Genomic DNA, 23,822 nt, shown 5'->3' with positions numbered 1-23,822 from the left:
CCTACTCGCCCGCGTGCTTGGCTTCGTAGCTCATCGGCGAGGGCGCGCCCTTCGTCATCGACTCGGGGCCGCGGCTGGCCGGCGGCTGGTACTCGGCGGGGTTGGAGTCGCCCGCGTCGTAGCCGTCCACCTTGTAGATCTTGCACAGCACGTTCTTGTACGGGGCGCCGTAGCCGAGCTTGCCCACCTTGTACATGGGGATGAGCTTGTTGACGTTGGACTTCCAGGTGCCGAACAGGTTCGGGGCCTCGCCCTCCTCCTCGGGGTACCACCAGCCGTGGGTGGCGTGGACGACGCGCTCGGGCACCTCGTTGGAGATGCGGGCGCGCTCGACGCACTTGCCCAGCGGGTTCTCGATGCAGACGTAGTCGCCGGCGTTGATGCCCAGCGCGCGGGCCGTCTTGGGGTTGATGGTCACGAGCGGGTCGGGGGTGACGTGGCGCAGCGAGGGGATCTGGCGATGCTCGCTGTGGAACGACACGAAGTCACGGCCGCCGGTGGTGAGCACGTAGGGGTACTCGGCCGCCAGGTCGGGCGTGGAGTACGGGCTCATGGCCGGCTCCATGAAGTAGGGCAGCTCGTCCTCGCCGAAGTCGTCGTAGATCGACGAGCAGACCTCGATCATGCCGGTCGGGGTGTTGAAGCCCGGCTCGCCGTCGGGGCGCAGCATGCCCTTCTCGTACTTGCGGTACTCGAAGTTCTGCTGGAACACGCCCATGTCGCGCAGGTCATTGAAGTCCCAGTCGTACTGGGTGCGGATCTGGGCGTTGAAGAACTCCTCGGCCGTCTCCCAGGGCCACGCCTCGGGGTTGAGCCTCTTGCCGACGATCATGTCGATCTCGATGTCGGACTTGGCCTCGCCCGGGTCGATGGCGGCGTTCATCGCGCCGAGGAAGTGGGTGTTGCGGCCGAAGTGGGGCAGCACCACGCCGTCATGCTCGGCGAAGCCGGACACGGGCAGCACCAGGTCGCACAGACCCATGATGGTCGGGGTCATGAAGCAGTCCTGGGCGGCGTTGAAGTCCATCTTCATGAGCGCGTTGTACCAGCGCTCGGGCTCGGCGTAGACCGTGGGCGAGATGGGGTTGGTGGCGTAGAAGTACGCCATGTGGAAGGCATAGGGCTCCTCGGTCTCCATGACCGTCAGCACCTCGTCGGGGTGCGCGAAGGGGCCGCACGCGTAGGCCGGGTGATCTTCCTTGGCGTCGATGCGCTTGGCCATGGTCTCGGCGTCCACGTACTGGGCGGTCTCGAAGCGCCAGCGGCCCATGAAGCTGGAGGGCAGCGACAGCGTGATGCCGCCGGGCACGTCCATGTAGCCGCAGATGGCGGCCAGGGCCAGGAGCGACTGGCCGGCCTGGGCGCCGTTCTGCTGGGTGTCGATGGCCAGGCCCCACATGATCGACGACGGGGCGTTGGTGGCGAAGGCGCGGGCGGCGCCGCGGATGACCTCGGCGGGCACCCAGGTGATCTCCTCGGCCCACTCGGGCGTCTTGTCGGCGACGCGCTCCTTGAGGTCGTCCACGCCGAAGACCCAGTTCTCGCAGAACTCGTGGTCGTAGAGGTCCTCGCCCAGCACGACGTTGAGCATGGCCAGGCCCACCGCGGCGTCGGTGCCGGGGCGCAGCTGGATGTGGAAGGCCGCGCGGGAGGCGAGCCAGGTCAGGCGCGGGTCGATGACGATGAGCTTGGAGCCGCGCTTCATGAGGTCGACGATGGCGTGGCCGTAGAAGCCGTCCGGGTTGGACTGCAGCGGGCTCTTGCCCCACAGGATGATGTACTTGGGGATCTCGTAGCGCGGGTCATCGTAGCGATCCGGGAAGTAGGCCGCGTAGTCGAGCTCGGGGTAGCCGGCGCCCAGCAGGAAGTCGGCCACGACGGTGCGCGGGCCGTAGCAGGAGCCGCCGGACATCGAGAACGAGCAGTTCGGCGTCTTGAAGCAGGCCTGGGCCATGGGCGGCGCGTAGAGCGTGGCCTCGCGGCCGGTGCCCTGGAACAGGTAGATGGTCTCCGGGCCGTAGTTCTCCCAGATCTTCTTCACCTCGCGCTCGAGGATGTCAAGCGCCTCGTCCCACGTGATGCGCTCCCAGGTGTCCTTGCCGCGATCCTCGCGGGCGCGCTTCATGGGGTACTTGATGCGGTCGGGGCTGTTGAGGAACTCGCCCATGGCCAGGCACCGCGGGCACAGGCGGCCCTGGCTGATGGGATGATCCGGGTCGCCCTCGACCTTGACGAACTTGCCGTCCTTGTCGGTGTAGATGAACATGCCGCATCCGACGGGATGGTCACCCGGCGGCGACCAGCCGCAGGTGCGCACCCGGATGAGGTCGCCTACCTCCTTCTTCCACTCTGCATCCATTCGCTTTCTCCTTTCTCTCTCCTTGAGAAACGGGTGGGATTATCTTTCGTCGGCGCCGAGGGCCTCCAGCTGCACGCCGCGCGTCTCGCGCTTGATGAGCAGCTTGGTGAACACGGCGGCCAGGGCCAGCGGCACGAGGAACACCACGAGCACCGTGGAGAACGTCGAGCCGGTCTGGAGCGCGCCGCCGATGACCATCGGGGTGATGAAGCCGCCGATGCGGGCCACGGTGGTCACGCAGGCCTGGCCGGTGGCGCGTATCTCGGTGGGATACGCCTCGATGGTGATGGGCGCCGGGGTCATGTAGGCGTAGTTGATGGCGAAGCCCATGAAGATGCAGGCCGGGATCATCAGGCCGCCGAATCCGAAGACGGCGGTGAAGACGACCGACACCGCGGCCAGGGCGAGCGCCACGTAGGTGCTGCGGATGCGCCCGATGCGGTCGGCCGCCACGCCGGCCACCACGGCTCCCGCGCATCCCAGCAGGTTCATGAGGGTGGTGTAGCCGTAGCTGGCGCTCACCGAGTAGCCGCTGGCCAGAAGCACGGTGGGCATCCAGTTGGTGAGCCCGTAGGACAGCGAGCAGGTGGTGAAGGCCACGAGCCAGATCCCGAGCGTCACCCGCAGGTAGCGCTTGGAGACGAGCTGGCTGAGCTGGCCGCCCTGCACGGCCGGGGGCACCGCGATGTCGGCGGCCGCATAGCCGCCGGGCTTGGGATGGTCGAGGCCGGCGTTGATCTTGTTGACGATGGCCAGGGCCTCGCTCACCCTCCCCTTCCCGAACAGCCACTGCACGGACTCCGGCATGACGAAGTGCATGACGATGCCGTAGACGAAGGGGAAGCCGCCGATGAGGTAGCACAGGCGCCACCCGAAGTTGGGCACCACGTACATGGCCGTGAGGCCCGCCACCACCCAGCCGAGCATCATGAACGTCTTGGTGATGGTGACGAAGGCGCCGCGGTGGGCGGTGGGGGCGTACTCCGACACGATGGTGACGCTGAGCGGGATGACCGCGCCCACGCCCACGCCGGAGAAGATCCGGCACAGGGCGAACATGTCATAGGAGTGCACGAAGAAGATGGGCACCGTCAGAAGCGCGTAGATCATGATGCTCACGTTCATCACGTGCTTGCGGCCGAAGCGGTCGGCCAGGTATCCCGACGCGAACCCCCCGACGAGCATGCCGAGCAGGCTGAACGAGGCGAGGCTTCCCGTCTCGATGAGCCCCAGCGACATCTCCTGGGTGATCTGCGGCATCGTGAACGACACGATCATGTAGTCGAAGCCGTCGAACACCATCGCCAGCCCGACGAAGACGAGGATCCTCACCGAGAACCGCCATCCCCCCGGCTGCTCGAGGATATCCGAGACCGTCACCTTTTCCATGGTCGGCCGAAGCCCCCTTCCCTGCTCCTCTGCCCCGTCCTACCCTCGGGGCGCCCCGGGCCGAAAGACCCGGGGCGCCGCAGGCGGGCCTAGGGGACGAACACCGCCACGCCGTCGCCGAGCTCAGCCAGGCGCACCGGCACCTCGGTCAGCGGCACGGCCTCCATGCACTTGGCCAGGCAGTGGTGGACGCAGGCCGGCTTCTTGCCCTCCTCCAGGCGGCTCTCGCACAGGTCGCAGAGGCTGGACGGGACGGCCACGTAGTTCCAGTACCACTCGCCGGCGAGCTTCTCAGGGCCGAACTCGGCGAGCTTGATGCCCCACTCGTCCTGCGAGGCGATCTGCTTCTCCTGGCGGCAGGCCAGCTCGCAGGAGTGGCAGCCGGTGCAGTACTTGTAATCGATGAGCAGCGCGTGCTTCTCCATGGGGGTACCTCCCTATTCCGGATGGATGACCTCGTAGCTGGCAGGCTGCGAGGGGCCGTTGGTCATGGACTCGGGGCCGCGGCTGGCGCGGGGCTCGTAGAGGGCCGGGTCGGCCGCGCCGGCCTCGTAGCCGTCCGCCTTGCTGATGCGGCACAGCACGTTCTTGTAGGGGGCGCCGTAGCCGGTCACGCCCACCTTGTACATGGGGATGAGCCGGTTGACGTTGGACTTCCACACGCCGTTGAGGTTGGGGGCCTCCGGGTCGTCCTCGGGGAACCACCAGCCGTGCTCGGCGTGGATGACGCGCTCGGGCACCTCGTTGGTCACGCGGGCGCGCTCGACGCACTTGCCCAGCGGGTTCTCGATGAGCACGTAGTCGCCGTCGTTGATGCCGTACTTCGCCGCCGTCTTGGGGTTGATGGTCACCAGCGGGTCGGGGTGAATGGCGCGCAGCGAGGGGATCTGGCGATGCTCGCTGTGGAACGACACGAAGCTGCGGCCGCCGGTGGTCATCACGAGCGGGTAGTCCTCATAGAGGTCCGGCGTGGAGTACGGGCTCATCGCCGGCTCCATGAAGTAGGGCAGCGGGTCCTCGCCGAAGTCGTCGTAGATCGACGACGACACCTCGATGAGGCCGGTCGGGGTGTTGAAGCCCGGCTCGCCGTCGGGGCGCAGCATGCCCTTCTCGTACTTCCTGTACTCGAACGGCTGCTGGAAGGCGCCGAACTCGCGCAGGTCGTTGAAGCCCCAGTCGTACTGGGTGTGGATCTGCGCGTCGAAGAACTCCTCGACGGTGTCCCAGGGCCACGCCTCGGGGTTGAGGCGCTTGCCGACGATCATGTCGATCTCCAGGTCGGAGCGCGCCTCGCCCGGGTCCACGGCGGCGTTCATCGCGCCGAGGAAGTGGGTGTTGCGGCCGAAGTGCGGCAGTACGAAGCCGTCATGCTCGGGGAAGAAGCTCACCGGCAGCACCAGGTCGCACAGGCCCATGATGGTGGGCGTCATGAAGCAGTCCTGCGCCGCGTTGAAGTCCATCTTGACGATGGCGTTGTACCAGCGCTCCGGCTCGGCGTAGCAGGTCGGGGCGATGGGATTGGACGCGTAGAAGTAGAACATGTGGAAGGCGTAGGGATCCTCGGTCTCCAGCGTGGTGAGCACGCTGTCGGGGTGGGCGTAGGGGCCCACGGCGTAGGCCGGGTGGTCCTCCTCGCCGTCGATGCGCTTCTTCTCGACCTCCTCGCCGACGAACTGGAGGGTCTCGTAGGTCCAGCGGCCCATGAAGCTGGAGGGCAGCGCCAGCGTGATGCCGCCGGGCACGTCCATGTAGCCGCAGATCGCGCCGAGCGCGAGCAGGGCCTGGCCGGCCTGGGCGCCGTTCTGCTGGGTGTCGATGGCGAGGCCCCACATGATGGAGGACGGCGCGTTCATCGCGAAGGCGCGGGCGGCGCCGCGGATGACGTCGGCCGGCACCCAGGTGATGGGCTCGGCCCACTCCGGCGTCTTGTCGGCGACGCGCTCGGCCAGCTCGTCCAGGCCGAAGACCCACTCGTCGCAGAAGGCGTGGTCGTAGAGGTCCTCGCCGATGACGACGTTGAGCATGGCCAGGCCGATGGCCGCGTCGGTGCCGGGGCGCAGCTGCAGGTGGAACTCGGCGCGCGAGGCGAGCCAGGTCAGGCGCGGGTCGATGACGATCAGCTTGGAGCCGCGCTTCATCAGGTCGATGATCGCATGGCCGAAGAAGCCGTCCGGGTTGGACTGCAGCGGGCTCTTGCCCCACAGGATGATGTACTTGGGCACCTCGTAGCGCGGGTCGTCGTAGCGATCCGGGAAGAACGCGGCGTAGTCGAGCTCGGGGTAGCCGGCGCCCAGCAGGAAGTCGCCGATGACGGTACGCGGGCCGTAACAGGACGCGCCGGACATCATGAAGGCGTTGTTGGGCGTCTTGAAGACGGCCTGGGCCATGGGCGGAGCGTACTCGGTCGCCTCGCGGCCCGTGCCCTTGGACACGTAGATGGCCTCGGGCCCGTAGGTCTCCCAGATCTTGCGGACCTCGGTCTCGAGGATGTCGAGGGCCTCATCCCAGGAGATGCGCTCCCACTTGTCCTTGCCGCGGTCGGCCTTGGCGCGCTTCATGGGGTACTTGATGCGGTCGGGGTGGTTGAGGAACTCGCCCATGGCCAGGCACCGCGGGCACAGGCGGCCCTGGGTGATGGGATGGTCGGGGTCGCCCTCGACCTTGACGAAGTTTCCGTCCTTGTCAGTGTAGATGAACATGCCGCATCCCACCGGGTGGCATCCCGGAGGGGACCAGCCGCACGTGCGGGTCCTGATGAGGTCGCCCTCCTCGACCCGCCATTCCTTGTCCATGGTCATAGGTCTTCCTCTCACTCGATAAGCCGGACCGTCCGCCCTCCTGCGGGGTCGCGCCGGCCTCCTACCTGCCTCGCTCGGCGGCCCGAGCCGCCCAGTCAGCGCGCGCCGCGTCCTTCATCTCCTCGGTGAGGGGCGCGCCGCATTGCTTGCACTTCTTGAACACGAGGAGGTTCTTGCGGCCGCACTGGTCGCACCAGACGAACTTGGGCTTGCAGTTGTCGCAGGTCACGCGGCAGCTTCCGAAGCACATGGGTACTCCTCGCGCGGGATGGGCGCTAGTTTCCGGCCGGGGGCTTCGGGGCGCCGGGCGCCGCGGGGGCGCCAGGGGCGGCCGGGGCCGCGGGGGCGCCGGGGGCGGCCGGAGCCGCAGGAGCGCCGGGGGCGGCGGCGGGGGCCAGGGAGGCCGGGTCGATGCCCTCGAGGCTCGTCTTGCAGAAGGGGCACTTCTTGGGCAGGAGGCCCTGGGTGACGTTGATCTTCTTGCCGCAGTTGGGGCAGGCTGCGCCCGTATTGGCTTCAGCGGGTCTGAAACACATAGCCGTTTTCCTTTCTGGAAGGGGCCTGTGCGCCGGGCGGCCGCGAGGGCCGCGCGGCAGGCGAGCCCCTCCGGGGTTGCCTTCTCGTGGCAAGGTGCTTGGCCAAGCTCTCCACGCCGTCTAGTCTATGAAACGGCGGCCGCGGCCCGCATTAGCGCCGATTACAAAAAAGCCCCCATAATTTGGAATGGGGGCCATAGCGTCGGGGAATGGCGAGTTGAGGGGTGATTTCTAGCGGGTATGCGCGCCGGGCGCGCGGGTCACACCCGGCCGTCGAGCAGCAGGCGCTGGTAGTCGAGCACCATGCGGCTGCGCAGCAGCGGGGAGTCGAAGGAGATGTCGAAGCGCTCCTCGATGCGCGAGAGGTGGTAGAGCACCGTGTTGCGGTGGACGTGCATGAGTTTGGCCGTCTCGGTGGCGTTGCGGCCGTGGCTGAGGTAGACCCACACCATCTGGGCGATGGAGGTGCCCGACTCGCGGTCCTCCTCGATGATCCGGGACAGGATGCAGTCCTCGAAGGCGAAGGCCACCAGGTCGTCGTCGTGGCCCTCGGTGAGCAGGTAGAACTTGAGCGCGTGCTCGAAGGGCAGGCACGGGACGGCCTGCTCGCCCAAAAGCGCGTCGTACTCGCGCTTGAGCGGCCCGCGCAGCGAGTAGGCGGCGAAGGCCTCGCGGTAGGCCTTCTCCAGGTCCTGGATGCGCCTGAACGCCTGGGAGACGCCGGCCTGCAGCCCGAAGGTGCCGTAGAGGGTGGCGCGCAGCTCGCGCCAGACCGACTGCCCCGACAGCGCCGACGACTCGTCCGACTCGGTGTAGAGCAGCACGAGCAGCCGATCCTTCAGCATGAAGGGGTAGCACGCTCCGCCGCAGAGGCCCCGGGCCGCCTTGACCACCTGGGCACGGACGGGCTGGGCCATGTTGGAGTCGAAGGGGACGTAGAGCAGGCGGAACTGGCGGGCCCGGGGCACCGCCGTCTTCGCCAGCTGGGTCTGCACGTACTCGTCGGTCATGGGCTCGCCGTTGATGAGGCCCAGAAACACCCGGTGCCAGGGGGCCTCCAGGTTCACCGTCGCCTTCCAGAAGTCGGTGCACAGCATGAGCACGCGCTTCATGAACTTCGTGAACAGGTCGCGCAGGAGGTCGGCCGGCCCCGAGGAGCAGGCCATGGTCACGTGGAAGAGGTAGGCCCCGTCGATGTAGACGGGGTAGTGCAGCGTGGGGCAGGGGTGGCGCTCGTCGGCCGGCGCCTCCACCAGCTGGCTGCGGGTGCGTGACACCGGCAGGATGCTCTCCTCGATCCAGGCGATCTCCTCGGGCGGATAGCAGCCGTCCTCGATGAGGGCGCGGTAGACGTCGGCGCCCTCGGCCTGCGGCGGCTCGATGCCGCGCGAGCACGCGATGAGGTTGTGGCCCGTGTCGGTGATGCAGACGAAGTTGCCGAGCGTCCGCTCGCTCACGGCGATGAGGCGGTCGAGCTTGCCGTGGGCGTAGACGACGCGGTCCATCTCGTTCTCCCAGATGAGGTTGGAGACGAACAGCGACCGCAGCAGGCTGTCGTAGCGGGCGAAGCGCTCCCGCTGCTGCACGAGCACCAGCCGGTTGCCGAAGTTGCGCTCGGACACCCACGCCGGCACGGCGTCGTCGGGCGCGAGGGCCACGCAGAAGCAGCTGGGATGGCGCTCGAGGAGCTGGCGGGCGCTCTCGACGCGGCAGAGGAACAGCGTGTTGGGGCGGCTGTCGCGGGCGGCGAGGTTGTCCTCGTCGTAGACGGTCTCGAGCCAGCTGAAGCGGCGGGCGCAGCGCCGCGGCCGGTGCAGCACGCGCGAGCCCTCCAGGGCGTCGAGCAGCATGACGTAGCTCACGTCGCCGAACCGATGGCTGAGATCGACCGTCGCCTCCCGCATGGGCTCCCCTTCCCCCTGTTTTCGGAGAACTGTACCACAACCCGCCCCAACGGCGCGCGACGCCGGCGTTCCCCCACGCGGCGCCGGCGTTCCCCTCTACCCCTTCGCCAGCAGGTCGGCGACGAGGGCCTCGGCCACGCGCAGGCCGTCGACGGCGGCGCTCGTGATGCCGCCGGCGTAGCCGGCGCCCTCGCCGCAGGGGTAGACGCCGGTCGGCACGGCGGGCGCCTGGACGCGGCGCGCCTGCAAGTCGGCGCCGTCGCGCAGGATGCGCACGGGGCTCGAGCTGCGCGCCTCCACCGCCGTCATCACGGCGCCGGGGTGCGCGAAGCCGGGCAGCTTGCGGTCGAGCAGCGGCAGCGCCTCGGCCAGCGCGTCGGCCACGAGCGGCGGCAGGCACGCGCGCAGGTCGGCCCACGCCACGCCGCGCGGGTACGTGGGCGCGACGATGGCCGCCCTGTCCCCGGCGGCCGCCGGCACCCCGCCCCGCGCGCCCGCCTCCGCCGCCTCGCGCGAGGCGGCCAGGAAGTCGCCCACGGTCTGGGCGGGGGCGGCGTAGGGGGCGCCGCCGGCCGCGACCCCCAGCTCGTAGGCGGCGCGCTCCAGCTCGCGCTGGAAGGCGACGCCGGCGAGCGGGTCGTCGCCGGGCAGGTCGGCCGGGTCGATGCCCACCAGAAGCGCGCTGTTGGCGTTGGCCCCGTCGCGGGCGCGCCGGCTCATGCCGTTGACGCAGACGCCGCCCTCCTCGCTGGCGGCGGCCACCACCTCGCCGCCCGGGCACATGCAGAAGGTGTAGACGCCGCGGCCGTCCGCGGTGTGCGCGGCCAGCTTGTAGTCGGCGGCGCCGAGGGCCGGGTGCCCCGCCGCGTCGCCGTGCTGCACGGCGTCGACGAGGGCCTGGGGGTGCTCGACGCGCACGCCCACGGCGAAGGGCTTGCGCTCCATCGCCAGCCCCGCGTCCCTGAGCATCTGGAAGGTGTCGCGCGCCGAGTGCCCGCAGGCGACGACCACGCGCGAGGCCGCCACGCGCTCCTCGTCGCCCGTCGTCCCGTCGCGCAGGACGACGGCGGCCACGCGCCCGCCGTCCCACTCCACGCCGTCGAGCCGCGTGCCGAAGCGCACCTCGCCGCCCGCCTCGATGATCTGGGCGCGCAGGGCGCGCACGACGCCGACGAGCAGGTCGGTGCCGATGTGGGGCTTGGCGTCCACGAGGATGTCGGCGGGCGCGCCGGCGTCGACGAAGGCCCGAAGGACGTGGCGGATGTGCGGGCTCCTGGTGCCGGTGTTGAGCTTGCCGTCCGAGAACGTGCCGGCGCCGCCCTCGCCGAACTGGATGTTGGCCTCGGGGTCGAGCGGGCCGCCGGCGGCGAAGGCGCCCACCGCGGCCACGCGCTCCTCCACCGCGGGCCCCCGCTCCACCACGAGCGGCGCGAGCCCCGCCCGGGCCAGGTAGAGCGCGCAGAACAGGCCGGCCGGCCCCGTGCCCACCACCACGGGGCGCGGCTCGCCTGAGGCCGCCAGCGCCGCCGCGGCGTCGGGCACGGCCAGGGGCGCGGCCTCGCGGTGCTCGCCCACGGCCACGCCGCGCGCGGGCCGGGGGCGGGCGTCGTCGGGCACCTCGACGGCGAGCGCGCACACGAAGTGGACGCGGGCCTTCTTCCGCGCGTCGACGCTGCGGCGCAGCACGCGCACGGCGCGCACGTCGGCCGCGCGCAGCCCCAGGGCACGGGCCGCCTCGCGGCGCAGCAGGGCGTCGCCGTCGGGCAGCAGCGCGTCGAGCGCGACGGGGACGTTGGAGGCGCGCAGGATCATCGCCGCCCCCTCTCCTCGCCGCGGGCGGGCGCGCCGACCACGGCGTCCGCCGCGCTCCAGCCGGCCAGAAGGCCGCTCGCCCAGGCCCAGTGCAGGTTGTAGCCGCCGCAGGGGGCGTCCACGTCGAGCGCCTCGCCCGCCACGTAGAGCCCCGGCACCGCGCGGCACGCGCCCGTGGCCGCGTCCACGGCGCCCACCTCCACGCCGCCGCGGCGCACCTGGCACTGACGCACGTCGCCCAGGCCCTCCACCTTAAGGCGCAGGCCCTTGAGCACGGGCGCGAGCGCGTCGGCCGCGGGCCCGTCGAGCACCCGGTCGCCCCGCAGCCCCGCCGCCTCGAGCAGCACGTGGGCCACCGGCGCCAGCACGAGCCCGCGCAGGGCGTCCTCGCAGGTCGGCGCCGCGCCGAGCGTGGCCGCGAGGGCGCGGGCGCGCTCGCGCAGGAAGGCGGCCGCCGCGTCCTCGCCCACCGCCGGCAGGAAGTCGACGGCCAGCTCGTCACCCGGGCGGGCCATCCGCGACAGGTTGAACGCCGCGATGCCGGACACGCCGTACTTGCGGAACATCACCTCGCCCGCCTCGCGGGCCGCAGGCGCGCCGCCGCGCCAGAGCGCAAGCGCGCCCCGCACCCGGATGTTGTCGAGCTGGCGCACGAGGCGCGTCTCGGTGGCGATCGGCCCGAGGGTGGGCTCGGGCTCGCGGAGGGGCACGGCGTCGGGCACGAGGGCGCGCGCCACGGCGCCGCCCGCGGACACGACGACCGCGTCGGCGCGCTCGAGGCGCCCGTCGGCCATCCGCAGGGTGAGCGGGCCGCCCGCGCGCCGCGCCGGCTCGACGGCGGTCACGGCGGTGCCGCAGCACTCCTCGGCCCCGGCGGCGGCCGCCGCGGCGCGCAGCACGTCGAGCACCGCCGTCGCCTTGTTCGGCAGCGGGTAGAGCCGCCCCTCCGACTCCTCGCGCCAGGCCAGGCCGCGGTCGGCGAAGAACGCCTGCACCCCGTTCGCGGCCCCGGGCCACGCCGCGTCCGCGCCCGCGCCCAGGGCGGCCGCCCGCTCGGCGCGGGCGCGTTCCTCGAAGGCCGCCAGCGTCGCGGCCGCGTGGGCGGCGTTGCGGTAGAGCGCCGGGTCGGGGTCGGCGTTGGAGAAGTTGCAGCGCCCGTTGCCGGTGGCCAGGATCGAGCGGCCCACGCGCTCGTCGGCCTCGTACACGACGACGCGGGGCACAGCGGCGCCCGCGGCGCGCGCCGTCCGCGCGCCGGCCTCGGCGGCCGCGACGGCCGCGGCCAGCCCGGCGGCTCCCCCGCCGACGACGGCTATGACGTTGGTGCCCATGGCGCCTCCTGATGGTTTATCCCGCGGGCGCGGTGTGCTATGATGGGGCCAGCGGACGCGCCTGAGGTGAGATGCAGGCGGCACCGTCGGTTTTTGAGGACCGCTAGCGGCTAACTAGCGGTCCTTCTCCTTATGGGGCCTCCCAAGCGTCTTGGCGAACGCCACCGCCTCCCGCAGCAGCCCGACGACCGCAGCCGCCAGTCGCAACACGAGCACGATAACATCCAAGCGAATCACCTCCCTCCGAAGAGCAAGGTGCCGCCCGGCGCCCAGGACTTATCGCCCACTGACCGTCTGGCCATTCTAGCATCGCCCCGCGGCCGCCCCGGCCGGCCGCGCGGGCCCCACACGAAAAGCGGCCCCGGTTGCCCGGGGCCGCCTCGCTCTCCTCTGCGCGCCGGGCCTCGCCGGCCGCGCGGGCGCTACTTGCTCTCGAGCTGCGGGATGGGCGTCTCGTCCACCTCGTCGAGGTTGCCCTCCCACACGTAGTGGCGCGTCTCGCGGGCGATCATGCCCGACAGCAGCAGCACCACGATGATGTTGGGCACGGCCATGAGCGCGTTGGTGATGTCGGACACCGTCCACACCACATCGCCGATGCCGATGGCGCCCAGGAACGCCACCAGCACGTAGATCACCTGGTAGGGGCGGATGGCGTGCTTGCCGAACAGGTAGGTCACGCAGCGGTTGCCGTAATAGGACCAACCCAGGATGGTGGTGTAGGCGAACAGAATCATGCCGAACACCAGGATGGGCGTGCCGATGTAGGGGATGGACGCGAAGGCCGCGCTCGTCAGGTCGGCGCCGGCGGTGATGAGGCCCTGCTCCATGATCTCGGGGTTGGCGAGCATCGTGGACACCAGCACGATGCCGGTGAGCGCGCAGATCACTACCGTGTCCCAGAACGTGCCGGTCATCGACACGAGGGCCTGGCGGGCCGGGTTGCGCGTCGAGGCGGCCGACGCCACGATGGGCGCCGAGCCGAGGCCGGACTCGTTGGAGAACAGGCCGCGGGCGCAGCCGAACTGCAGCGCCAGCATGAGGCCCGAGCCCACGGCGCCGCCGAAGGCGGCCTTGGGGGTGAAGGCGCACTCGAAGATCAGGCAGATGGCCGGCCAGACGTACTCCCAGTTCATGCCGATGATCATGATGCAGCCCCAGGCGTAGGCGATGGCCATGAAGGGCACGAGCTTCTCGCACACCTTCGAGATGAACTGGATGCCGCCGAAGATGACGAGCGACACCATGATGACGATGGCCAGCCCGATGCCCCAGGCGGGCACGCCGGGCAGGTTGGAGGTGATGATGCCGGTCATGGCCGAGGACTGCACGGCCGAGCCGATGCCGAACGAGGCGATGGCCGCGAACAGGGCGAACGCCCCGGCGCCGAGCATGGCCCACCAGGGGGTCTTGCCGTCCTTGCCCTTGAAGGCGCGGCGCCACGCGTACATCGCGCCGCCGAGCATGTTGCCGTTGTGGTCCTCGACGCGGTACTTCACGGCCGCGTAGGTCTCGGCGTACTTGGTGGCGATGCCGAACACGCCGGTCAGCCACATCCACAGCACCGCGCCCGGGCCGCCGGCCAGGATGGCCGTGCCCACGCCCACGATGTTGCCGGTGCCGATGGTGGCCGACAGCGCCGTGGTGAGCGCGCCGAACTGGCTGATGTCGCCGGGGGCGTCGGGATCCTTGGTCACCGACAGCTTGATGGCGGTGGGGATCTTGCGCTGGATGAAGCGCGTGCGGAAGGTCAGGAACAGGTGGGATCCCAACAGCATGATGATCATCGGCGGCCCCCACACGAAGGCATCGATGCTGTTGATGGCGTTGATGATAACGTCCATCGTCGTCTCTCTTTCTCGCGGTACGGATCGCTTCGCGAAGGGAGGCGTGTCGAAAGGGTTTCGGCGGGGCGAGGGCGGAGCGGCCCTCCCCTGCCGGCGGGCGACCGGGGTGAGAACCCCCGCCGAAGCCTTTTCACCAGCGCCGCTTTACTCTGCGAAAGTGAGCCGATTATAGGCAGACGCCGTGGGGCATCCCGCCAACAACCGCGGAATTATCAGGCGAGCGGCGCCAGTCGCGCCCATCGGGGCGCGCGGACGCACGGGCACGCGCGGGAAGGCGGCCGGCGCGCCATCGCCCCAGATGGGGCGCGCTACTTCCCCTCGAGCACGGGGATGGGCCGCTCGCACACCTCGTCGAGGTGCCCCTCGTAGACGTAGTGGCGCGTCTCGCGCGCGATGAGGCCCGACAGCAGCAGGATGGCGATGATGTTGGGCAGCGCCATGAGCGCGTTGCCGATGTCGGACACCGTCCACACCACGTCCCCCACCCCGATGGCGCCGAGGAACGCCACGGCCACGTAGAGCACCTGGTAGGGCATGATGGCGCGGCGGCCGAGGAGGTAGGTCACGCAGCGGTTGCCGTAGTAGGACCAGCCCAGGATGGTGGAGTAGGAGAACGCCACCATGCCGATGACCAGCACCGGCGTACCCACGTAGGGGATCTTCGCGAAGGCCGCCGAGGCCAGCACCGCACCGGTGTAGAAGGTGGGGTTGTCCAGGATCTCGGCCTGGATGTCGGGGTAGGTGATCATCGTGGACACGAGCACCACGCCGGTGAGCGCGCAGATGACGACGGTGGACCAGAAGGTGCCCGTCATGGCCACGAGCGCCTGCTCGGCGGGGTTGCGGGTGCGCGCCGCCGCGGCCACGATGGGGGCCGAGCCCAGGCCCGACTCGTTGGAGAACAGGCCGCGGGCGCAGCCGAACTGCAGCGCCATGACGATACCCGACCCCACGGCGCCGCCGAAGGCCGCCTTGGCCGTGAAGGCGCATTCCAGGATGAGCGCGAGCGCGTCGCCGAGCACCGCCCCGTTGAGCGCCAGGATGACGACGCAGCCGCCCGCGTAGGCCACGGCCATGACGGGCACCAGCTTCTCGCACACGCTCGATATGGCGTGCACGCCGCCGAAGATGACGGCCGCCACCAGCCCCACGATGACGATCCCGACGGCCCAAGCGGGCACGGGCAGGGCCGCGGTGATGATGCCGGTCATGGCCGAGGCCTGCACGGCCGAGCCGGTGCCGATGGTGGCCACCACGGCGAAGGCCGCGAAGGCGCCCGCCCCCAGCCGCGCCCACCACGGCACGGTGCCGTCCGGGCGCTTGAAGGCGCGCTCCCACACGTACATGGCGCCGCCGAGCATGTTGCCGTTGTGGTCGCGCACGCGGTAGCGGATGGACGCGAACACCTCGACGTACTTGGTGGCCATGCCGAAGATGCCGGTGACCCACATCCAGAACACCGCGCCGGGCCCGCCCGCCAGGATGGCGGTGGCCACGCCCACGATGGACCCGGTGCCGATGGTGGCCGCGAGCGCCGTGGCCAGGGCCCCGAAGTTGGATATGTCGCCGCGCCCCTCCGGGTCCTTGCGGAAGGACATGCGGATGGCCTCGGGGAGCTTGCGCTGGATGAACCCCGTGCGGAAGGTGAGGAAGACGTGCGTGCCCAAGAGCAGCGCTATCATGGGCGGCCCCCACACGAAGGCGTCGATGGCTTGAAGTGTCTCTATCATGGCGTCCGTCCGGTCACCTCGGTTTATCTCGTCGCGGCTAGGGTACCCCCTCGGCGCGGCCGCGGGGCGAAGCGTTACAGAAGCGGCACGCACCCGTGCCCGCGCGGCCCCTTGCGCCCGGGCCCCGGGCGCGCTACCATTTTCCCCGTTGAATTCTGTTTCAGGGCGGGGTGGAACTCCCCACTGGCGGTAATCAGGACCTCGCGCGGCGGCTCGGCCGGCACGCGGGGGAATGCGAGTCCGCGACCTGGGACGGCGGCGCCTCCGCGGCGCGCCGCCCGGCTGACCCGGTGAGATCCCGGGACCAACGGTCACAGTCCGGATGGAAGAGGCAGACTACGCGAGGGGACGGCATCGCCGCCGCGCGCCCGCCGGGGCGCCGTGGGGCGGGCGAGCCGGCCGCATCCGCATCGTCACAGGCCTGTGTGAATTGGAATTCACGCGGGCCTGTCCCTTTCTCACGGGACGGAGGGGCAGACCCACCGACCGGACGTCCCGCAGGAAGAGTGGTCACCATGGAAGAGAAGATCGCCAAGCAGCCCCGCGTCTACGACGAGCCCGCCCCGGCCGCGGCCGGGCGCGCGCCCAAGCAGCCCGCGGCCCCCTCGCCCCGCCAGCCCACGGCCCAGGCCGCGCTGGCCAACACCAACGCCTGGTCCACCCGCCAGCTCGTGACCATGGCGCTTCTGTGCGCCATCGGCGTACTGCTGTCCTTCATCGAGTTCCCCCTGCTGCCGGGCGTCACCTGGCTCAAGTACGACGCCTCGGCCATGCCGGCCATGGTGTGCGGCTTCGCCTACGGGCCGGCCGGCGGCCTGGCCGTGGGCGTCGTGGGCGCCGTCATCCACGGCATCCTCATGGCCGACTTCACCGGCGCGCTCATGAACATCCTCGTGGTCGTCGGCTTCGTGGCGCCGGCCGCGCTCGTCTACGGGCGCGTGCGCACCTTCCGCGGCGCGCTGGCGGGCCTGGCCCTCGGTGTCGTCGGCGTGGTGGCCATGGCCGTCGTGGGCAACCTGCTGCTCACCCCCAGCTGGCTGGGCGTGCCCCTCGACGCGGTGGTGGCCCTCATCGTGCCGGTGCTCATCCCGTTCAACCTTGCGAAGGGCGTCATCAACGCCGTCCTGACGCTGGTGGTGTACAAGTCGGTGTCCAACCTCATCACCCCGAGGAAAGACCAGGTGAAGGGACGCTAGATGGCTGACGAGGAGAAGGGGGCCGGCATGGCCGCGGCGGACGGGGCGCCCCGGGCGAATGCGGGGGCGCCGGACGGCGCGGCGGGCGGGCCCGTTGCCCCGGGCGGGTCGCCCCGGGCGGACGCAGGGGCGGGGGCGAGCGCGCCGGACGGCGCGGCGGGGGCCGCGGGCGGCGACTTCGTCGTCTTCGAGGACGCGTCGTTCACCTACGACGGGGCCGCCTGGGTCTTCCGCGACCTGGGGCTGCGCGTGGGCCAAGGGCAGTTCCTGTGCCTGCTCGGCGGCAACGGGTCGGGCAAGTCGACGCTGGCCCAGTGCGTGAACGCGCTGCTCACGCCCGACGCCGGGCGCGTGCTCACCTTCGGGCGCGACACCCGCGACGCCGACGCCACCTACTTCATCCGCTCCAACGCGGGGCTCGTGTTCCAGAACCCCGACGACCAGCTGGTGGCCTCCCTCGTCGAGAACGACGTGGCCTTCGGCCCGGAGAACCTGGGCGTGCCCGCGCCCGAGCTGGCGCGGCGCGTGGCCGACGCGCTCGGCGAGGTGGGGCTCCAGGGCTTCCAGCGCCACGAGACGGCGGCGCTCTCCGGCGGCCAGAAGCAGCGCGTGGCCATCGCCGGCGTGCTGGCCATGGACCCGGCCGTCCTCATCCTGGACGAGGCGAGCGCCATGCTCGACCCCCGCGGGCGCGCCGGGCTCATGCGCGTGTGCCGCGAGCTGCACGAGGCGGGCATGACCATCATCATGATCACCCACTACATGGAGGAGGCCGCCCTGGCCGAGCGCGTGGTGGTGCTCGACGCGGGGCGCGTGGCGATGGACGGCGCGCCGGGCGAGGTGCTCACCCGCGCCGCCGAGCTGCGCGCCCTCAACCTGGACGTGCCCTTCGCGGCGAGCCTCTCGCTGGCCCTGCGCGAGCACGGCGCGCCCATCGCCCCCTGCGTGGACGACGCGGACCTGGAACGCGAGCTGGCGGCGCTGGCGCCCGCCGGCGGGGGCGGCGGCGCGGCGGCGCGGGGCGCGGGCGCCTGGGCGGCCGGCGCGGACGGGGACGCTCCCCGCGGCGGCACGGCCGGCGCGGGCGCGCCCCTCCTCTCGTTCGAGGGCGTGTGGTACTCCTACGGCGACCCCGAGCGCAAGGAGCGCCGGCGGCGGCGCGGGGGCAGGCGCGCGCCCGAGGCCGAGCGGGCCGCATGGGGCACCGACCCGGAGGCCGTGTGGGCCCTGCGCGACGTGAGCCTGGAGGTGCGCGAGGGCGAGCTCCTCGGCATCGCGGGGCACACCGGCAGCGGAAAGAGCACGCTCATCCAGCAGATGAACGGCCTGTCCCGCCCCACGCGCGGGCGCGTGCTCCTGCGCGGCGAGGACCTGGCCGACAAGGCCGTCGGCGCCCGGGCGCGCACGGCCGTGGGGCTCGTCTTCCAGTACCCCGAGCACCAGCTGTTCGCCGCGACGGTCTACGACGACGTCGCCTTCGGCCCGCGCAACCTGGGGCTCGGCCCCGACGAGGTCGACGGCCGCGTGCGCCGCGCGCTCGCCGCCGTCGGCATGGACGCGAGCGCCGTGGGCGCGAAGAGCCCCTTCGAGCTGTCCGGCGGCCAGCAGCGCCGCGTGGCCTTCGCCGGCGTGCTGGCCATGGCGCCCGAGGTGCTCGTCATGGACGAGCCGGTGGCCAGGCTCGACCCGCGCGCCCGCGAGGAGTTCCTCGCCCTCATCCGCCGCCTGCACGCCGACGGCCTCACCTGCGTGCTGGTGTCGCATTCCATGGACGACCTGGCGCGGATGGCCGACCGCGTGCTCGTGCTCAACGAGGGCGCCGTGCTCACCTGCGGCACGCCGGCCGAGGTCTTCGCCGACGAGGAGGCGCTGCACGCCGTGGGCCTGGGCGTCCCCGCGGCCCAGGCCCTCGCCGCCCGCCTGCGCCGGGAGGGCTGGCCGCTCGCGCGCCCGCTCTACGACGAGCAGTCCCTCGCCGCCGACCTGGCGGCCCTCATCGGCGCCGGAGGGGAGGCGCGCCATGGGCGATAGCGCCGTCTTCGGCCGCTACTGGCCGGGCGAGAGCGTCATGCACCGGCTCGACCCGCGGGTGAAGCTCGTGGGCTCGCTCGCGCTCATGGCCGTCATCTTCCTGGCGCGCGGCTGGGCCGGCCTGGGGGTGTGCGCCGCGTTCATCGTCGGGCTCTACCTGGCGGCGGGCATCCCGCTTCCCCAGGCGGCGCGCTCCATCGCGCCTCTGCTCTTCATCGTGGTGGTGACGGCGCTGCTGAACGTGCTGTTCGTCCAGGGCGGCCAGGTCTATTTCCAGTGGGGGCCCCTGTGCGTGAGCGAGGCGGGCCTGCGCCAGGCGGCCTTCATCGCCGTGCGCCTGGTCCTGCTCCTTCTGGGGGTGAGCCTGCTCACGCTCACCACGACCACCCTCGACATCACCGAGGCCTTCGAGCGCCTGCTCGCCCCGCTTGCCCGGGTGGGGCTGCCGGCGCACGAGCTGGGGATGATGATGGGCATCGCGCTGCGGTTCCTGCCGCAGTTCGCCGACGAGCTGCGCATCATCCGCCGCGCCCAGCTGAGCCGCGGCGCGCGCCTGGCCGCCAACCCCCTGCGCGGCGGGGCGGCGTCGCTCTCCGCGCTCATGGTGCCCCTGTTCGCGAGCGCCTTCCGCCACGCCGAGACGCTCTCGGCCGCCATGGAGGCCCGCTGCTACCACGGCGGCGTCGGCCGCACCCGCCTGCACCCGCTCGCCCTGGCCCCGCGCGACGCCGGCGCCGCCATCGCCCTAGCCGCCCTGGCTGCCTGCGTGCTAGCGGCCAACGCCCTCCTCCCCGCCTAACCGAAGCGGCGGCCAGGCACCACGCGGGCACGCTCTCCCGCAGCTGACCGGGCCGCCCCCGCCGCAGGAACCCACCAGCAGGTCGTCTCGGGGAGGGGCGCCGGCAGGGGGTGCGAAACGCTGCGAAGCTTGTGAAGCACCCTCTGCCGGCGCCCCTCCCCGAGACGACCGGACGAGAGAAAGGAATCCCATGCAAGACGGAACCAAGGCCGTCGTCGACTACCTGACGAGCGTGCCCGCGTGGTACCTGGCCACCTGCGAGGACGATCAGCCCCACGTGCGGCCCTTCAGCTTCGCCGCCGAGGAGGGCGGCCGTATCTGGTTCGCCACCGCCACCACCAAGGACGTCTACCGCGAGCTCGAGGCCAACCCGCGATTCGAGCTGACCGCCTGGAAGCCCGGGCACGGCTGGATCATCCTGCGCGGCCGCGCCGACCTGGACGACCGGGCGGGCGAGGCGGTGCGCGAGGCCGCCTGGCGCCACCTGGAGTCGCTCGGCGAGAGCTACGAGGGCCCGCACGACCCCCGCCTCACCCTCTTCTCGATGACCGGCGCCGAGGCCTGGCTCTGCGACATCGACGGCTCCTGGACGCCCCTCGACCTCTAGCCGCGCAGAACGTGCGCGCAAAATGGCCGGAAACGACGGTTTGACGACGCCTTGGCCGCCCGTCGCGCCGTATGTCCCGGCGTTTCCCCAGATCGGCTTCGACCGTGGGAGGCAATCGGGCCCCGAGGACTGCCCTCGGGGCCCGATTCTGTCGTCAAACCGCGTGTTTCGACCATTTTAGCCGCCGGAGACGCACGAGGGGGCCGGCTCGCGGCCGGCCCCCTCGTTTGGGGCGCATGTTCGGGCCCTCGGGCCCCTAGGCGAACTCGTAGAGGCCGCGGGTGGCCTCCTGGAAGGCGGCGTAGAGGTCGGCGGCGATGGCCTCGTCCTCCACCAGCTCGAAGGCGGCGGGCTGGCCGTCCTCGTCGAGCTCGGTCACCTCGAGCAGCACCACCTCGCCCGACGACAGCGCCGGCGTGTCCTCGTCCACGGGGAAGAAGAACCCGTAGCTGCGGTCTCCCTCCAAGAGCAGGCCCAAAAACTCGAGCGTGAGCGCGTCGCCCCGCTCGTCCTCGAGCTGGATGGTGACGCCCTCCTCGACGGGCGGGCAGAAGTTGGGGGCGCTCCCCTCGCGTACCGTGCTCATAGCGCTACCTCCCGTGGTTGTTCTTGCGCGGGTTCTTGGATCCCGTGCGCGTGGCCGACTTGGACGCGCCGCCCTTGGACGGCGCGGGCTTGGCGCCCTTGGAGCCCTTGGCCGGGACGGCCGGGGCCTCCCCCGCCGCGTCCCCACCGGCGGCCTTGGCGGCCTTCGCCGCCGCGCGCTCGGCCGCAGCCGCCTTGGCCTGCTCGGCCTCGAGGCGCGCCAGCGGCACCTGGGTCAGGGCCGGCGAGCCGGCGTGGTCGAACTCGAAGCGGCCGATCTCGGTGCCGTACTTCTTCTGCAGCTTGGCGTAGCGCGGCTCGCGCGTCTTCCACAGGCAGTAGAGCGGCGTGGCGATGGCGATGGACGAGTACGAGCCGGCGATGAGGCCGATCACCATGGCGAACGCGAAGTCCTTCAGGGTCTCGCCGCCGAACAGGAGCATCGCGAGCACCGGGATGAGCGAGGTCAGCGTCGTGTTGATGGTGCGGATGAACACCTGGTTGATGGAGTGGTTTGCCATGGTCATGAAGGTGCAGCGGATGTTCTCGCCCTTCATGTTGTCGTTGATGCGGTGGAACACGACCACCGTGTCGTAGAGCGAGTAGCCCAGGATGGTGAGCAGCGCGGCGATGGTGTTGGGGTTGATCTCGCGGCCGACGAGCGCGTAGATGCCCACCACCAGGATGAGGTCATGGAACAGCGCCACCACGGCCATGACGCCCATCTTGTACTCGAAGCGGAACCCGATGTAGATGATGATGAGCACGATGGACACGAGGAAGGCCAGAAGCGACGACTGGATGACGCTCGCGCCCCAGTCCGGGCCGATGGTGGTCACCTCGAAGGAGCTGGTGGACAGCCCCAGCGCATCGGCCACGGCGTTGGCGCGCTGGGTGGCGTCCTCGGCCGAGGTCGTGGTGGTGCGCACGAGGAACCCGTCCTCGCCGCCCGTCTGGGTGGTCTGGATGACGGCGTCGGGCTCGCCGGCGTCGTCGAAGGCCGTGCGCATCTGCTCGGTGGTCACGTCCCCCGTGCCGTGGAAGGCGATGGAGGTGCCGCCCACGAACTCGATGCCGAAGTTGAGCCCGCGGATGCCCACCACCGCCAGGCACAGCGCCATCGCCACCGCGGCCGCGGTGAGCAGCACCTTGCGGTAGCCCAGGAAGTTGATGTCGTGCTTGATGAAGCGGCCCTTGACCTTGTCCACGGCCACGGCGGCCACCTCGGCGGCCTCCCCGCCGCGGCGCGCGGCCACCGCGTCGGCCTCGGCGCCGTCCATCTCGGCGGCCGTCTCGGCCTCGGCCACGTCCACGCCCTCGGCCGCCGCGAGCGCCCCGTAGCGGCGCGCGGCCTCCTCGGAGTCGCGGATGCCCCAGAACCCGGGGTTCTTGGCGATGACGCCGGGGGCCAGCAGGCGGATGATGGGCGCCTTGAACAGCACCATCATCACGATGTCGCAGAGGATGCCGAGCACGAGCGTCAAACCGAAGCCCTTGACCGACGCGCTCGCCAGGAAGAACAGGCACAGGCCCGACACCATGGTCACCAGGTCGGCGTCGATGGAGGTGAAGATGGCGTGCTTCACGCCGGTGAGCGACGCGGCGCGGACGCTGCGGCCCATGCGGATCTCCTCGCGGAAGCGCTCGAGCACGAGGATGGAGGAGTCGGCCGCCATGCCGATGGTCAGCACGATGCCGGCGATGCCCGCCAGCGACAGGCTGAACAGCCCGAAGGCCGAGAGCGCCGCCAGGATGCCCAGGTACAGGATGGCGAACACCACCATGGCCGCCGCCGTGATGAGGCCCAGGCCATGGTAGAAGAACAGCAGGTAGAGCATGACGATGACCAGGCCGATGAGGGCCACCACGACGCCGGAGGCGAGCGCCTCCTGGCCGAGCGTGGGGCCGACCACCTGGGACTGGGCGTACTCGAAGCTCACGGGCAGCGAGCCGGACTCGAGCACGGTCTGGAGCGCCTTGGCCTCCTCCAGCGTGTAGTTGCCCGTGATCTGCACCTGGCCGTTGGGGATCTCGCTCTGGACGCGCGGGGCCGACTGCACCTCGTTGTCGAGGATGATGACGATCGGCTCCTTGGTGGGCGCGAGCTCCTTGGTGGCCTGGGCGAAGGCCGCGGCGCCCTTGGAGTCGAGCGTGATGTCGACGGCGTAGTCCGACGACGTCTCGCTCGCGCGGCCCACCTGGACGCGGGTGATCTCGCTGCCGGTGACGACGGGGGTGTAGGTGCCCGGCTCCACCTCCAGGTGCTCGACCTTGCCCGAGGGGAAGGAGTTGCCGAAGCTGTCGGTGATGGTGCCCTCCTGGCCGTAGTTGCCGTTCTCGATGGCCTTCTTCACGTCCTCGTCGGTGAAGGAGCTGAGCGGGGCGAACTCGAGCGAGCCGGTCTTGCCGATGGTGGCGAGGGCCTCCTCGGTGTCCGACAGGCCGGGGATCTGCACGAGGATCTGGTCGGTGCCCTGGAGCTGGACCGTGGCCTCCGACGCGCCGAGCGCGTTCACGCGGCTCTCGATGATGGCGCGGCTGGCCTCCATGTCCTCCGGCGTGATGGCCGTGCCGTCGTCGGTCTTGGCGGTGAGCACCACCGACAGGCCCCCGCGGATGTCGAGGCCCTGGTTGATCTTCTCGGAGGGCGGGGTGAACAGCACCGCCGAGACGACCACCAGCACGGTGGTGAGGATGAGCAGCCAGAGGTTCCGGCGGTTGGCGTTGCGGGCCGGCTTCTTCTTGACAGTGCGTTCGAGCGCCATGGGGCAGACCTTCCTTGCGTGTCGCTTCGCGCGCCCCCGACCGACCGGGCCGGGCGCGCCCATGAAAACAGGCGCGAGTCGCGCCTGCGGTTTAACTTGTCTATTTTGCCACAACTCAGCGGCAGCGCGCCCT

General features: G+C 71.0%; 17 protein-coding genes and 1 riboswitch. Of the genes, 4 read left to right on the top strand and 13 right to left on the bottom strand.

Going from position 1 to position 23,822, the window contains the following annotated elements; translation table 11 throughout:
• Position 1 precedes the first annotated feature (1 nt).
• The 11 genes from LPT13_RS04785 to LPT13_RS04735 form a co-directional block, all read right to left on the bottom strand.
• Positions 2-2,359: a molybdopterin-containing oxidoreductase family protein gene (locus LPT13_RS04785; RefSeq protein WP_242164049.1), complete on the bottom strand. Its 2,358-nt coding sequence runs from the start codon at positions 2,357-2,359 to the stop codon at positions 2-4.
• Positions 2,360-2,398: 39 nt separating this feature from the next.
• The gene (locus LPT13_RS04780) at positions 2,399-3,748 is read right to left on the bottom strand and encodes an MFS transporter (RefSeq protein WP_242164047.1); all 1,350 of its coding nucleotides are present in this window, start codon (positions 3,746-3,748) and stop codon (positions 2,399-2,401) included.
• An 89-nt stretch (positions 3,749-3,837) separates the two neighbouring features.
• Positions 3,838-4,173 carry a 4Fe-4S dicluster domain-containing protein gene (locus tag LPT13_RS04775; protein ID WP_242164045.1) on the bottom strand — a complete coding sequence of 112 codons (336 nt, stop codon included), beginning with the start codon at positions 4,171-4,173 and terminating at the stop codon, positions 3,838-3,840.
• Between the two features lie 12 nt (positions 4,174-4,185).
• Complete coding sequence (locus tag LPT13_RS04770; RefSeq protein ID WP_242164044.1) at positions 4,186-6,546, bottom strand: molybdopterin-dependent oxidoreductase; 2,361 nt, start codon at positions 6,544-6,546, stop codon at positions 4,186-4,188.
• A gap of 61 nt (positions 6,547-6,607) precedes the next feature.
• Entirely contained in the window at positions 6,608-6,796 is a 189-nt protein-coding gene (locus LPT13_RS04765) for a hypothetical protein (RefSeq protein ID WP_242164041.1), read from the bottom strand.
• 25 nt (positions 6,797-6,821) lie between these two features.
• Entirely contained in the window at positions 6,822-7,082 is a 261-nt protein-coding gene (locus LPT13_RS04760; protein WP_242164039.1) for a DUF2089 domain-containing protein, read from the bottom strand.
• A 260-nt stretch (positions 7,083-7,342) separates the two neighbouring features.
• Entirely contained in the window at positions 7,343-8,986 is a 1,644-nt protein-coding gene (locus tag LPT13_RS04755; RefSeq protein ID WP_242164037.1) for a PucR family transcriptional regulator, read from the bottom strand.
• 96 nt (positions 8,987-9,082) lie between these two features.
• Complete coding sequence (locus tag LPT13_RS04750; RefSeq protein WP_242164035.1) at positions 9,083-10,798, bottom strand: NAD(P)/FAD-dependent oxidoreductase; 1,716 nt, start codon at positions 10,796-10,798, stop codon at positions 9,083-9,085.
• Positions 10,795-12,129 carry an NAD(P)/FAD-dependent oxidoreductase gene (locus tag LPT13_RS04745; RefSeq protein WP_242164033.1) on the bottom strand — a complete coding sequence of 445 codons (1,335 nt, stop codon included), beginning with the start codon at positions 12,127-12,129 and terminating at the stop codon, positions 10,795-10,797. Before LPT13_RS04745 ends, LPT13_RS04750 begins: the two co-directional genes overlap by 4 nt.
• A 422-nt stretch (positions 12,130-12,551) precedes the next feature.
• Complete coding sequence (locus LPT13_RS04740; protein WP_242164032.1) at positions 12,552-13,973, bottom strand: alanine/glycine:cation symporter family protein; 1,422 nt, start codon at positions 13,971-13,973, stop codon at positions 12,552-12,554.
• Positions 13,974-14,284: 311 nt separating this feature from the next.
• Positions 14,285-15,706 (bottom strand): alanine/glycine:cation symporter family protein, encoded by a 1,422-nt coding sequence (locus LPT13_RS04735; RefSeq protein WP_242164030.1) that lies wholly within the window; start codon positions 15,704-15,706, stop codon positions 14,285-14,287.
• 152 nt (positions 15,707-15,858) lie between these two features.
• Positions 15,859-16,044: riboswitch (FMN riboswitch) on the top strand.
• A gap of 339 nt (positions 16,045-16,383) precedes the next feature.
• On the opposite strand from LPT13_RS04735, the gene LPT13_RS04730 reads away from it, so the two are divergent.
• The 4 genes from LPT13_RS04730 to LPT13_RS04715 all read left to right on the top strand — a co-directional run bounded on the left by LPT13_RS04730 (position 16,384) and on the right by LPT13_RS04715 (position 20,339).
• On the top strand, positions 16,384-16,902 hold the full coding sequence (locus tag LPT13_RS04730) for an ECF transporter S component (RefSeq protein ID WP_242164283.1): 519 nt from the start codon (positions 16,384-16,386) through the stop codon (positions 16,900-16,902).
• The gene (locus tag LPT13_RS04725) at positions 16,903-18,933 is read left to right on the top strand and encodes an ABC transporter ATP-binding protein (RefSeq protein WP_242164027.1); all 2,031 of its coding nucleotides are present in this window, start codon (positions 16,903-16,905) and stop codon (positions 18,931-18,933) included.
• Positions 18,923-19,732: an energy-coupling factor transporter transmembrane component T family protein gene (locus LPT13_RS04720; protein ID WP_242164025.1), complete on the top strand. Its 810-nt coding sequence runs from the start codon at positions 18,923-18,925 to the stop codon at positions 19,730-19,732. The genes LPT13_RS04725 and LPT13_RS04720 overlap by 11 nt, the downstream gene beginning before the upstream one ends.
• 190 nt (positions 19,733-19,922) lie before the next feature.
• A complete protein-coding gene (locus LPT13_RS04715) occupies positions 19,923-20,339 on the top strand; it encodes a pyridoxamine 5'-phosphate oxidase family protein (protein WP_242164023.1) in 417 nt (138 codons plus the stop codon).
• Positions 20,340-20,595: 256 nt separating this feature from the next.
• Here the strand turns inward: LPT13_RS04715 and LPT13_RS04710 are convergent, their stop codons facing one another.
• Both LPT13_RS04710 and secD read right to left on the bottom strand, forming a co-directional pair.
• Positions 20,596-20,925 (bottom strand): DUF1292 domain-containing protein, encoded by a 330-nt coding sequence (locus tag LPT13_RS04710; RefSeq protein ID WP_242164021.1) that lies wholly within the window; start codon positions 20,923-20,925, stop codon positions 20,596-20,598.
• A 4-nt stretch (positions 20,926-20,929) separates the two neighbouring features.
• The gene (secD, locus tag LPT13_RS04705) at positions 20,930-23,689 is read right to left on the bottom strand and encodes a protein translocase subunit SecD (protein ID WP_242164019.1); all 2,760 of its coding nucleotides are present in this window, start codon (positions 23,687-23,689) and stop codon (positions 20,930-20,932) included.
• Positions 23,690-23,822: the final 133 nt, after the last annotated feature.

The sequence above is a fragment of the Adlercreutzia faecimuris genome, assembly GCF_022669055.1.
Lineage (GTDB): Bacteria > Actinomycetota > Coriobacteriia > Coriobacteriales > Eggerthellaceae > Enterorhabdus > Enterorhabdus faecimuris.
The sequence above is the reverse complement of the archived record's forward strand: the minus strand, read 5'-3'. Positions and strand labels throughout refer to the sequence as shown.